Here is a 12,178-nt window from a genome sequence, read left to right as displayed (position 1 = left end):
CTCTCCTTTTTTTAGTAAAATAAAAAAGCATTTTCATCTCATAAGAGACAAAAATGCCTTTAAGTTGGAAAACATAAATAATTAGAATACTTTAACTTAAGCTTTCTTTCCATAAGGCACCTCCCTATCTCTCGTAGGTCAAACAGCGTCGTTAGAATAGGCAGGTCTCCTGACTTAAGAATCTATGTAAATAAACGCCTTCCCTATATTTAATAAGTGGCATCTATTTATTTACTCCTCTATTACAGTGGCGGGACCGTGTTGGAATATTACACCAAACTTCCCTTTTAAGTAAATGAATTCAAATTATGAAATCTCATTTACACCTATTCCCTACTATTTAGTTTTCATCATTTTGTCACAAAATGCGAAAATAGTCAAAATATTTTTTTATTTATTTTGGTATGTAAATTTAATTAGTAATTTTGAGTTGAAAATATCATACAAATTTTTCTTCATTTTAACGTTGTTTCATCACTCTAAGCTAAAGATTTAACGATCGATTTGAGGTTAATCCACCGAATACTTGTAGAATTTTTTATCGACCTGTAACACTGGAAAACTTTCAGGCAAATCTGTAATTGCTACACTTTTAAATCCATTTTTTTCATAAAATCTATGGGCAGCTAAAAATTGCGGTGTTGTTCCGAGATAAACTGTTTTTATTGACTTTTCTTTTGCCCATTTAAGCGCATTTTTTAATAAAAGACTTGCCGTATTATATTTTGCACCACGGAATTCTTTATCTACAAACATCTTTCTTAATGCAAGTTCTTTATTCCCAATGTCTAAAAAACTAATTGTACCAACTACTTTATCCCCATAAAGAGCCACCCAAAAGTTTCCTTTACCACTCTGATAAAATTCCTCTATTTTAAACAAATCGGGTTGGTCATCTTTCGTTATCTGAATATTATATTCTTGTTGCTGAATTCCAAGAATTAATTGGACAACTTGTGATTGGTAATTATTCGAGTATTCTTTTACAAAAGGACTATTGTTCATAGGTTTACACCGCCTTAATAAATAGCTTCACTTTATTGAACTAAACTTTTTCTAATAAAACGAACCCAAGCTTTAATTATATAAGGAAAATAATTAAGTGGTTAATAATTTTACACCTTGCGCCTCCCCTATAAGAACTTATTGAATATGAATGTAATAAATTCCTCTATTTGAAGAAAAAAAGTCGATATCCGTTTTGGGCATCGACTTTAAAATTGGTCTAAATATACGGCTTTCTAAAAAATTCTTTATTTAATCGCTTTACTTACTTTTAGCTTTTTCCCTTTAATAGTCGCATTCTCCATCGCTTGTAAAACTAGTGATCCTTTTCCATTTAGAATATCAACATAAGACATCTGATCCTTGATAGTTATAATACCGATATCTTCTACTGTGACTCCAGGGATTTTTGCGATTGTTCCAACAAAATCAACAGCACGAATTTTCTTCTTTTTTCCGCCGCTAAAATGAAGCTTCATAATATCTTGATTGATTCGGGCAGTTTTATTATTTCTTACAATTCGCCTGCTATTTAGTTTTTCTTCAAAAGTAGCTCTACCATTAACCACGTCCTGATGTTTAGGAGCTTCTATAGTAGATAGTTCAAAACCAATGTATTTTTCAATTGCTTTAATATACTTTCCTTCAAAACTAGTCGAAAACGTAATTGCTTTTCCTTTATTTCCAGCACGGCCCGTTCTCCCTGTTCTATGGACATAGCTCTCTTTTTCCACAGGGACGTCATAGTTGATAACTAGCGTCACATTATCAATATCAATACCTCTGGCAGCTACATCGGTTGCAACCAGATAACGGAAGTTCCCCATTTTAAAACCTTCCATTACAGCAAATCGGTCCTCTTGCTCCAGTCCCCCATGGAGTCTCTCACAAGAATAATTAGCCTTTTCCAGTTCATTATACACAGCATCAACATGTTCCTTCGTTCGGCAGAAAATTAGGCAGCTGTCTGGATTTTCTACAACCGTGACGTCTTTAAGGAGTGAAATCTTTTCTTCTTCAATAACTTCAATTAAAAAATGTTCAATGCTTTCGGCCGTTACTCCGGTTGATTCAATCTCAATATGAATAGGATTTTTCATATATTCATGGCAAAGATTTTCAACATCTTTCGGTAAAGTAGCAGAAAAAACCATCGTTACTCGATTTAAAGGTAGCTGGTTAATAATTGATTCTACATCATCGATAAAACCTCTATTAAGCATCTCATCAGCTTCATCTATGATAAGATACTTTATTTGATCTTTAACTAGTGTTTCTCGTTCAAGATGGTCCATGACCCGTCCAGGTGTACCAACGACTACATGAGTTTTTTGTTCCAATTCTAGCTTTTGTTTAGTGAAAGGTTCTTTTCCATAAACGGCAACCGCTTTAATACGTTTAAATCTCCCAATATTCGTAATATCTTCACGTATTTGTGCAGCGAGCTCCCTAGTTGGAGTAAGAATTAAGGCTTGTGGTCTTTTTTCCTCCCACTCTATCATTTCGCAAACTGGAATACTAAATGAGGCAGTCTTCCCGCTTCCAGTTTGAGATTTTACAATCAGATCTTGATTTTCCATTGCTAATGGAATGACTTTACTCTGAACCTCAGTTGGCGTTTCATATTTTAATACAGCTAGTGCTCTTTTTATTTCCTCACTTACTTGATAGTCCGCAAAATTTTTTTTATTCATTTCTTAACCTCGTTTTTTTCTATTTATGTATAGATTTCTCTCCATGAAAAAACATATGCATTATTTGAATATGATTCATTTTACTTGAAAGCACAAGAAAAATCCGCTCTTTTTAAATTTTTTAAAAGTAACTGATAGAATTGGACTGCTTTAGCCTTACAAAAATCCAGGATTCAAATTTGTTAATGTGATTTAAATCTTTCTTACAAAAAGTTATACGTAATATTAATCTGCTCTATTTTGCCTAATCCCTAACAATTATTTTTTAAATAAAGTACTTACAAATTTGTTCTTATGTAACTAAAAGGTGCCTATAGAACATACAAGTTACTATCGCACTTAAAAGTACGTTCTTCTTTTCTTTATAAATTTATTCCATAATAGCAAATGTAGCCAATAGATTCCTTATGGGACATAAATTACTACAAACATTATTTAAATTAACCTCATGTTTTACATGAAGTTTATATATAGGAGGATTTACATGAAAGAGAATAACTTATTTCCAGGAAAACTAGGTTTTGGAACAGCTCCATTAGGAAATATGTTCCGTAACATACCAGATGAAGAAGCTATCGCAACTGTTGTAGCAGCTTGGGATAATGGCATTCGTTACTTTGATACAGCGCCTTTATACGGTGCAGGATTGGCTGAAATGCGCCTTGGAGAAGTATTATCAAGATACAATCGTGATGACTATGTTTTAAGTACAAAGGTTGGTCGTTTAATTCTTGATGAACTAGAAGACGTAACTGAACGTGACTTAGGTGAAAAAGGTGGAGTATTCGAATTTGGACGTAAGAATAAGCTAGTGAACGATTATAGTGCTGACGCTACTTTACGTTCAATCGAACAAAGTTTAAATCGTTTAAAAACTGATCGCTTAGACATTGTTTATGTTCATGATATTGCACAAGATTTTTATGGTGACGATTGGATTGCGCAGTTTGAAATTGCTCGCACTGGTGCTTTCCGTGTACTTTCACAATTACGAGACGAAGGTGTTATTAAATCTTGGGGCCTTGGTGTAAATAAAGTAGAACCGATCGAAATCGCATTAGAATTAGGTGAATACAAACCTGATGTTAGTTTATTAGCTGGTCGTTATACACTACTTGATCATGATCGTGCACTTCAACGATTAATGCCTGAGGCTGCTAAACAAAATGTTGATATTATTGTTGGTGGTCCATATAGCTCAGGTATTCTAGCTGGTGGAACTCACTTCGAATATCAAAAAGCATCACCTGATATTATCGCGAAAGTAGAGAAAATCAAAGGAATTGCAAGTCGACATGGTATTAGTGTGAAAGCAGCAGCTCTACAATTTTCACTAGCAAATCCATCAGTTGCATCAGTAATTCCGGGTGCAAGTAAACCGGAGCGAATTGCTGAAGACCAAGCCGCATTAAATGAAGTAATTCCAGCCGCATTTTGGCATGAAATGAGAGAACAAAAACTAGTAGCAGAAAATGCACCACTACCAATTGACATTAAATAATCATTTTAAAAAGGAGCGAAATAAATTGGTAAGCACAATAGTTACAATGGAAATTCCTGCAAGTCCTGAAAATGTATGGCAATTAATTGGCGGATTCAATTCGCTACCAGATTGGTTACCATATATCCCAAATAGTGAATTAAGTGAAGGTGGACGTGTTCGTAGTTTGGCAAATCCGGATGGAGATGTAATTATTGAACGCCTTGAAGCATTCAATCCTAATGATCGTTTTTATACGTACTCAATTATGCAAGCACCATTCCCAGTAACAAACTATCAATCAACTATACGCGTTCAAGAACATTCTGACAGTAATAAATCAATAGTTGTGTGGACTGGAAGTTTTACTCCTGTTGATGTAACTGATCAAGAAGTAATCAATCTATTCCATGGGATCTATCAAGATGGATTGGAAGCATTAAGAGATGCATTTTAAGCTTTTAACAGTTTAATATTTAAAAATGTCAAAGGGAATTCCGTTCCCTTTGATTTTTTTTGTCTTAAATTTGTTATCTTTGTTTATTGAAAATTAATAGCAATTTATAATACGCCACTGAAGTCGTAGTGATATAGTTCCTGACATTTTTGTCCAATTGATGTTTCTTTCTATGTGGTATACAACTTCTCATTAAAATGATGTTAGATGATGACAACTGGGATAAATAGAAAACCTTGTGTAATGGACATAATTCCAGTTCTAACAATTAGAGATTAAAAAAAATGAGGAAAAAAATAGTTCGAAATGAAAATACCTAAATAGTTTTAAGTTAACTTTCTAAAGAATAGAATGAATTTAAGATTTACTTATCCTAATTAAACACCTCTATAATATCTAAAATTCCAATGAGTTTTATCTTTTAGCTTTAAAAAACCACTTATAGAAGGAGATCTATTAGATGAGTCATTTCTTATTAAGTAGACTAGGTAATTGGAAAATACAAATTCATTGCTATGCTGGTATTAGAACCGTAGGGAATGAGAGAGAAGTACTTTTACTTGATGAAGAACATGAAAAAATTGCTCATTTTTCAATTGATACAAAGGGTGCCTTTTTAATACTCCAAATCCCTTGGGGTGGCTACGTAAAAATTAAAGAGGGTTACCAAACAATTGTTGTACATATTCCGTATGAAGAAGTTGCAGAGGAATAGAAAAATATAATTAAAAAGAGTGTGCAACTTGGATAACGGGTTCTCCTTTGGGAGAGAAAACTAGTAATAAAATCGTTAAATGACAGACCAATTAGCAACTTATTGGTCTGTATTTTTTATTGTAAAAAATAGCGATTTTATTTAAAAGAGTAATAGACATTGATTGTAGACTAGGCTTTTTAAATAAATGATATAATCTATCTTAGATAAATAATGGGTGGTGTTTGGGTTGATTAGCAACCTACTTGAAGGAGTAAAAATAGCTTATTTAAACCCTGAAGACGAAGAATATATCGCTTTGTATCCAAAAGGAGCCCATTTTGACCTAAAATAAAAAAGCATTGAGACATCTCAATGCTTTTTTCCTGTTATTTACTGTGTTAATTGTAATGCTAAAGATATTCAGCAATTAAAACTTACTTTCCCTCCGAAAAGAGAACCCGTTACAATTTGGCACACTCTTTAATTTATTTACGTAATGTTAAAAACTCTAATTGTCTTAATCGTACGGTGAAGAATGTAATCGGATCAAAGTAAGTACTTGGATTTAATTTCATATCTTCTAAAGTTTGATTATAGTTTGAAATTGCTAATCTTGTTTCATCAACAAATTCATGGATTTGCTCAAATGGAGCATGTAAGAACATCGATAAATCTCTTGGTAAAGTTTTTTCAAACATTTCAAATTGTAGGAAAAACTTCGTTGATAATTCTGATGTAACATCATCATAATTTACATTATCAACATATTTTTGATATTGAGCAACAAGCTTAGATTTATTTTGCGGTAATAGGCCTAATAAGATTCCTGAGCTCTTTAAAATAAATTGAGATGGGGATGAATTTAATAAAATATTCATGTCATCTAACTGTGTCATACTAGTCATTCGATCAGCATCACGGCGCCAGTCATCTAATACTTTAAAGTCACACTCAAGATTTAAATATTCATTTCCAATATACTCATTTAATGAATCACTCATTTCAGCTAAGTACCTCTGTGTACCTTCTAGTGAAGCACCTGATTCTTTAATCCAATTTTGAAGAGCTGCATTAAGTTTTGGTAAAGTATTCTCTCTTACATATTCACCAATTCGAAGATTCATTTCCTCATTTAGCGTTTCAAGAATAGTCCCGAAATCACTATCTTCTTTTATTAATTCTTTACATTCCTTCAATAAACCTGGAATACTAAGTTTCAAATCATATTTTAATTCGTCTTTTAATTCACGATACGTGCTTTTAATTGTATTTAAATGTTCCATCTCTTTATCTTTTAAAGAGTGTAATAGTCCATTTAATTTGTCATCAAGAACTTCATTCCATTCAACATTAGAACGCAGCTCATCTTCTCTCTCAACTCGTTTTTCTAATAGGAAATTTATTAATTTGCGAATTGCTAATAATAATTTCTCCGTTTGTTTAGAATTTGCTTGCGTTGAAAGTACGTTATTTTCAATAAACACTTCTAACTCTTTAAACTGATCTTGATTACTATAAATAGAAGAATAAGGTAAGACATACGCATTAGGGAAGTCTAAGCGAATTTTCGCTTGGATTTCACCACGAACTCGATCAATTTCTTCTTTGCTATAAATAGAATCCATTTTATTTAAAATAAAGTGAATTGGAAGAGTCGGTAATTCCTTTTGAATTTTAACTAATAATGAGCGCTCGTTTTCTGTATATGGAGCAGTAGCATTTAATACATAAACAAGTCGATCTGCTAGTTTTACAGATTGCAATAATGCCTTTGTATTAATTGGATTCCCATCAATCCCTGGTGTGTCAATGATTGAAAGGCGATGTTTTTGTAGAAATGAATTTGGTAATTGATAGTATACTAATTCATCACCTTTTAACAGATTATTTTCAACTGTTGTTAAATCATAAAAATCCGCAAATTCAGCAAGCTGAGTATTTCCTTCTTTTGAAAATACGATAATATTTGAGTCATTATTTTGTTCAAATAATACAGGCATTGTCGTAGATGAACCCATCACTTTCTCACCTAAAAGAGAGTTAACGAATGAAGATTTACCGTTACCAGATGTACCTGCAACTAACATTGTTGTATTTTCAAATTGAGTTAATTTGTTTGTCCACCATTCAAATCGATCTCCAACTTCTATCTCATTTAACGAAGACCATTGTAGGATGTTTTCAAATAATTCTTTACCGATATCAATGCAATCATGCGTTTTCATTAATCGATCGAATGCCATTTCTGCATCAGTAACAATTTGATAATCAATACGACCTGGGAATAAACGGTCCCATGCTAGAGTTGCTGTCGTTGCTAAAACCGCTCCTTTTATATCAGTAATTCGGAGCCAATTAGTTAAGAAGCTTGGCATCATTTCTTCAAGTTGAGCTACAAAATATTCACCTTCAACTAATTCTTCATAAGTCATTGAATAAATTGATGGCAAACGATTCCACTTAACACCAGTCTCAACATTGATTTGGAATAACATATCATTGAAGGTTTGTAGCCAATTTACATAAACTGATTGCTCACGGTAACTGTTCCAAAGTGCTTCTACCATTAATTCAAAGTGCTCAAGGTTTACTCTAGCCACTGATAGTAACGGTTGCACAAAATAACTTGGTGCCATTTCTCTTGTTACACCATTTATAATGTACTCTTTTAATACGATAAACCATTTTAAGTCTTCTGTACGAATTGACTCATCTGAAGCCAATGCTACAGCACTAATCCAATCATGATTCTTTTCATAAAAATTACGTGCGATTTTTGTTACATTAGGGTAATCTGGGTTATATTTTACTGCTTCTTTAATAATACGATCTGCTTCTTCGTATTTTGAAACATCGATATAAAGAGAGAATAATTTTAAGTAAATCTCAGACGTTAGCGTTCTACTATCTGTTTTAACTTCTTTATAAAGCTTCTCTGCTGTTTCATATGCACCAATCTCATAATAAGAATCCGCAATATTTTTCTTTGCCCAATCACTTAACTGATTCCCAACCTTTTCCCATTTGAAAACTGCAGATTCAAAATCTTTATTTTCAAAATAAACTTCACCTTGTGCAAATCGAATCGATGAAAGATCCATATCTTCATGGTCTTTTGATAAGTCAGCTAAAACTGCGATTGGATGGTTATTATTTTCATTTTCATTTAAATACGATTTATAAAATTCTTTTTTAATAAATTGTTGTTTCACTGTCATGTTATCACCTACTATGTATAATAAAAAACAAATTTAAGTCTAAAAATATGCCAAAAAGGAATGTGTTAATTTATGCAGCATTATTATTCTACCAAATTAGAGTAACTGAAATTATGACAATTAGATGTCATTTTCATAAGAATTTTGTTATATTTGTTACGTTCCATACAAAAGATAGGAAAAATAATATTTATTTGGAGGCTATATGCTTACTTACGAAGAAAAACTTGCGATTATCGAATCTTTTCCAGAATTAACCAAGAAATCCGTCTCACTTGGTCGTACAAATTTCCAATATGAGGAAAGTTTAAAGGAAAAAAAGAATGTTGTCTACCATTTACATCCTAATGGAAATGGCTTTGTATATGCTGAAGGAATCAAAGGGTATAAAACAAACGACAAAGGAATGGTAAATATAAGAGACTTTTCAGAAGATGAACTTCGCACAATCCTAACAAAGTCAATTGATAGTCTATCTGTCGAGCCAATTTTTGAAGAAGATGAAGAAGAAGTAGAAGAAATTTGGGTTAATGCTAATGGTCAAATCCTTAAACTAGTTTCAGAAATGGATATGTGGAATGTTTACGCAGGAGAAAACCTCGATGGTACATTCAATAGTTACGGTGAAGCTTGTGAATATTTAGATGAAGAAGGATTTCATGTTCAAGACTAAAATTGCAGGATAAGATTAAGAGCTTGGAAATTCCAAGCTCTTTTTTTGATTAATGTAATTCCGTTTTTGATTTACTACCTTTTTTTGAACGATAAACGTTACCTCTAGTGTTATCTCCACTAATAGGTTCTTGTCCATGAAGTTCTGGTGCGTTTTGATTTTTACTACCTTTGCTACCGTTTTTGCTTGTCATTATGCTTCCTCCTAATTCCTTTTATCATGAATAGATTCCCATTTTAAATAAGAGATTATTCAAGGAATTTTAGCACATAATAATTAAAAAGGAGGGGTTATTCATGGCAAAAGGACATACAAATAAAGGTCCACAGAAAAGTTCTGTCGATCAATTTGGGCACTCAGAGGAATCTGCTTATTCAAAAAGCAAAAAAATGGAAGAGTTTCATAAGAAAAATACAGAAAAAGAAAGTTAATCATTTTTTATATCTTTTATTTCTTTTAAATGGACTTGCATATTTTCCTTCAACAAGTCATTATAAAAGTAAGATGAAATTGGAGGAAAACTAAAATTTATGAGCGAAAATAATGATATTAAAAATGAACCAAAAAAAGTAAGTCTTCAAGAATTAATGAAACAAAAATTAGCAAGTAAAAAACAGCAAAATACAAACCAAAATAATGGATTAAACGCTGTAAAAGATATGACGAAAAAGAATCAAATTTCAAAAAAGCCAAACAACCAACGCAAACGTATGGGTGTTTAATTTTCGAACAAAAAACGACTGAAATTCAGTCGTTTTTTATTTTGAATAGTTAAATGTCTTCCAAAAGATTTTGATTGCTATTATTTTCTCCAAAAGTTAAGACTTCCTCAACTGGCTGATAAGATTCACCATAAAAATGTTTGTCCCTGTATGTATGAATCATATTATATGTTTTCTTCATGGCTTTATAAATCATTTCTTCACTTTCATTACTAGGGGACCAATACAAAATCTCCATCGGGTTTACTTCTTGAGTTGCAAGTGAGCGTCTATTATATCCAATCGACTTCGCATGCTCAAAACCTTCTCTTTTATAAAATCGAAGCCTTTTTTCAGTATCTGTATCATCATAATTAACTGGTTCCACTTCTAAAATAATCGGTTTCCCTTTCTTTTTTAGCTTTTCCAGTAGTTTATAACCAAGACCTTGTCCTCGAGCATCTTTTGAAACAAATAAGTAATCAATAAAAACGAAATCATCCAGTTCTGCATACATTAAAACATGATGTGGCCCTTCATCTTTATGATAAATTTCAGACCGCTCTTTCAATAAAGTTTCCATATGCTCCTTAGATTTCATTTCTTCAACTGGAAAATACTGATTCAGCTTTTCATACCAATGCATTGAAATTCTCCTTTTCTTACATGCTGTTTTAATGTAATGCCCTTTTAGACAATTTTCAAATTCTTCCTTCCTTGGAAGTATTTGAAGTTATTGTTTTTTTCATGCAAGAAAAGTTTTAAGATGTTCACCATGGCTGTATCATTTTTAGTTAATAAGTTATTTTCCATTTTCAAATTATTTACACCTGTTAAAATTTAAAACAATTTTGCAAAATCTAACTTTAGTTGAACGCTAACTTAAAATAATTAACTACTTACCCTTCATCTATTTTAGGTCTAGCACTTTAAGATTGGTTTATTTTTTATAGCCCAATCTTCTGCTAACATCCCATAAACATAATGATCTACATAATGATCATATATCCATTCAGCTTTCCTTATACAACCTTCTTTGATAAAACCCAACCTCTCAGGTATAGCACGGCTTTTAGTATTTTCTACGGCTGCACGAATTTCTACTCGATTTAACTTTAAATCTGTTAATGCATGATGAACAAATGCATGACATGCTTTTGTCATTATGCCAGACCCTTCAAATCCTTTTCCTAACCAGTAGCCAATACTAGTTGATTTGTTTATCCAATTAATACTATGAAAACCAATAACCCCAACAAGTTTAGAATTTGACCAAATTCCAGCTTGAAACCCATTATTTTCAGCAAATTGATTCATTGTTGATTTTATAAACTTCTCTGTATCTTCAAGTTTTTGATTGTATGCAATTAATGGTAACCATTCTTTTAAATGCTCCATTGAATTGATTGTTAATTCATATAACTCTTCTGCATCTTGTAAAGTTAGAATCTTTAAATGTAAGTTTTTTTCAATTTCATAACTAAACATAACTTACTCCCCCTTTATATTGAAAGAAAATAATAAATATATGTGCTTCTCACTCACTATTAATTTCAAATGCTTAATGATGAAAAGACGTAAGATAGTTTTCTCGATAATAAAAAGACAGCCTCAAACTGTCTTAGAGTGTTGAATTTTAAATGTTGATATGTATGAGACATTTCATTTTTAAATTAACGATGTGATGGCCACGATCCTTGCATTTTTCTAATTTGAATAATTTGACCCGTATGATAAGCTTCATGGAGTAATACATCCATTAGTTTCGCATCGAAAGAATCTCTATTTAGTTCTACTTCCGTAGCATTACTCAATAGCTTTCTTAAGCTTAAATGTGCATTTTCCAAACGTTCAACTACTTTTCCCCATTCGTTTTCATCATTAAACTGCTCAGTAAAATTAAAAGTTTCATCACCATCTAGATTATTTGACCATTTATTTCCTTCCATATTTACTACAAGCCTCTCCATGTAATAAAGGATGTGATTTACATTTTCCCAAATCGATTTAGTTGCTTCTCCTGTTGGTTTCCAGTTAGCTTGTTCGACTGTAATTCCCTCAATTGCATTTTTTAATGGAGCAAACCAACTTTCCTTCTCATACGTTTTATCTAATACGTTTAAAATCAAATCTTTTTGATTCAAAGTCTACCCCTCCTTAAACTTGAATACTCTAAGAAAATTACTCCTGTAGAATCTCCTCATGACGATTAACCATACTTTAAACAATTAGTACTAAATTTGATCTAAATTA

The 12,178-nt window shown here is 32.0% G+C and carries 13 protein-coding genes and 1 riboswitch; of the genes, 6 read left to right on the top strand and 7 right to left on the bottom strand.

Annotated features, from left to right (window positions below; all coding sequences use genetic code 11):
* Window positions 1-142: 142 nt before the first annotated feature.
* A riboswitch (cobalamin riboswitch) is annotated at window positions 143-345 on the bottom strand.
* Window positions 346-510: 165 nt separating this feature from the next.
* Together COC46_RS00215 and COC46_RS00210 are read right to left on the bottom strand one after the other, a co-directional pair.
* On the bottom strand, window positions 511-1,005 hold the full coding sequence (locus tag COC46_RS00215) for a GNAT family N-acetyltransferase (protein ID WP_098807773.1): 495 nt from the start codon (window positions 1,003-1,005) through the stop codon (window positions 511-513).
* Window positions 1,006-1,253: 248 nt separating this feature from the next.
* Window positions 1,254-2,699: a DEAD/DEAH box helicase gene (locus COC46_RS00210; RefSeq protein ID WP_098807772.1), complete on the bottom strand. Its 1,446-nt coding sequence runs from the start codon at window positions 2,697-2,699 to the stop codon at window positions 1,254-1,256.
* Window positions 2,700-3,183: 484 nt separating this feature from the next.
* On the opposite strand from COC46_RS00210, the gene COC46_RS00205 reads away from it, so the two are divergent.
* From COC46_RS00205 to COC46_RS00195, 3 genes are all read left to right on the top strand, one after another.
* Entirely contained in the window at window positions 3,184-4,200 is a 1,017-nt protein-coding gene (locus COC46_RS00205; RefSeq protein ID WP_098807771.1) for an aldo/keto reductase, read from the top strand.
* A gap of 46 nt (window positions 4,201-4,246) precedes the next feature.
* Entirely contained in the window at window positions 4,247-4,636 is a 390-nt protein-coding gene (locus tag COC46_RS00200; protein WP_369700001.1) for an SRPBCC family protein, read from the top strand.
* Between the two features lie 460 nt (window positions 4,637-5,096).
* Complete coding sequence (locus tag COC46_RS00195) at window positions 5,097-5,351, top strand: hypothetical protein (protein WP_098807769.1); 255 nt, start codon at window positions 5,097-5,099, stop codon at window positions 5,349-5,351.
* Between the two features lie 467 nt (window positions 5,352-5,818).
* Here the strand turns inward: COC46_RS00195 and COC46_RS00190 are convergent, their stop codons facing one another.
* Window positions 5,819-8,551 carry a dynamin family protein gene (locus COC46_RS00190; RefSeq protein WP_098807768.1) on the bottom strand — a complete coding sequence of 911 codons (2,733 nt, stop codon included), beginning with the start codon at window positions 8,549-8,551 and terminating at the stop codon, window positions 5,819-5,821.
* Window positions 8,552-8,756: 205 nt separating this feature from the next.
* Between COC46_RS00190 and COC46_RS00185 the strand changes: the two genes are divergently transcribed.
* A complete protein-coding gene (locus COC46_RS00185; protein ID WP_098807767.1) occupies window positions 8,757-9,224 on the top strand; it encodes a hypothetical protein in 468 nt (155 codons plus the stop codon).
* A gap of 49 nt (window positions 9,225-9,273) precedes the next feature.
* On the opposite strand, the gene COC46_RS00180 is transcribed toward COC46_RS00185, so the two are convergent.
* Window positions 9,274-9,417: an imidazoleglycerol-phosphate dehydratase gene (locus COC46_RS00180; protein WP_098807766.1), complete on the bottom strand. Its 144-nt coding sequence runs from the start codon at window positions 9,415-9,417 to the stop codon at window positions 9,274-9,276.
* Between the two features lie 103 nt (window positions 9,418-9,520).
* Between COC46_RS00180 and COC46_RS22480 the strand changes: the two genes are divergently transcribed.
* Entirely contained in the window at window positions 9,521-9,655 is a 135-nt protein-coding gene (locus tag COC46_RS22480) for a hypothetical protein (RefSeq protein WP_255294764.1), read from the top strand.
* A gap of 99 nt (window positions 9,656-9,754) precedes the next feature.
* Window positions 9,755-9,946 carry a hypothetical protein gene (locus COC46_RS00175; RefSeq protein WP_098807765.1) on the top strand — a complete coding sequence of 64 codons (192 nt, stop codon included), beginning with the start codon at window positions 9,755-9,757 and terminating at the stop codon, window positions 9,944-9,946.
* A 49-nt stretch (window positions 9,947-9,995) separates the two neighbouring features.
* On the opposite strand, the gene COC46_RS00170 is transcribed toward COC46_RS00175, so the two are convergent.
* The 3 genes from COC46_RS00170 to COC46_RS00160 all read right to left on the bottom strand — a co-directional run bounded on the left by COC46_RS00170 (window position 9,996) and on the right by COC46_RS00160 (window position 12,069).
* A complete protein-coding gene (locus tag COC46_RS00170; RefSeq protein ID WP_098807764.1) occupies window positions 9,996-10,571 on the bottom strand; it encodes a GNAT family N-acetyltransferase in 576 nt (191 codons plus the stop codon).
* 275 nt (window positions 10,572-10,846) lie between these two features.
* Window positions 10,847-11,413 (bottom strand): GNAT family N-acetyltransferase, encoded by a 567-nt coding sequence (locus COC46_RS00165; RefSeq protein WP_098807763.1) that lies wholly within the window; start codon window positions 11,411-11,413, stop codon window positions 10,847-10,849.
* 185 nt (window positions 11,414-11,598) lie between these two features.
* On the bottom strand, window positions 11,599-12,069 hold the full coding sequence (locus tag COC46_RS00160) for a DinB family protein (protein ID WP_098807762.1): 471 nt from the start codon (window positions 12,067-12,069) through the stop codon (window positions 11,599-11,601).
* Window positions 12,070-12,178: the final 109 nt, after the last annotated feature.

The sequence above is a fragment of the Bacillus sp. AFS041924 genome (assembly GCF_002577195.1).
Taxonomy (GTDB): domain Bacteria; phylum Bacillota; class Bacilli; order Bacillales; family Bacillaceae_G; genus Gottfriedia.
The sequence above is the reverse complement of the archived record's forward strand: the minus strand, read 5'-3'. Positions and strand labels throughout refer to the sequence as shown.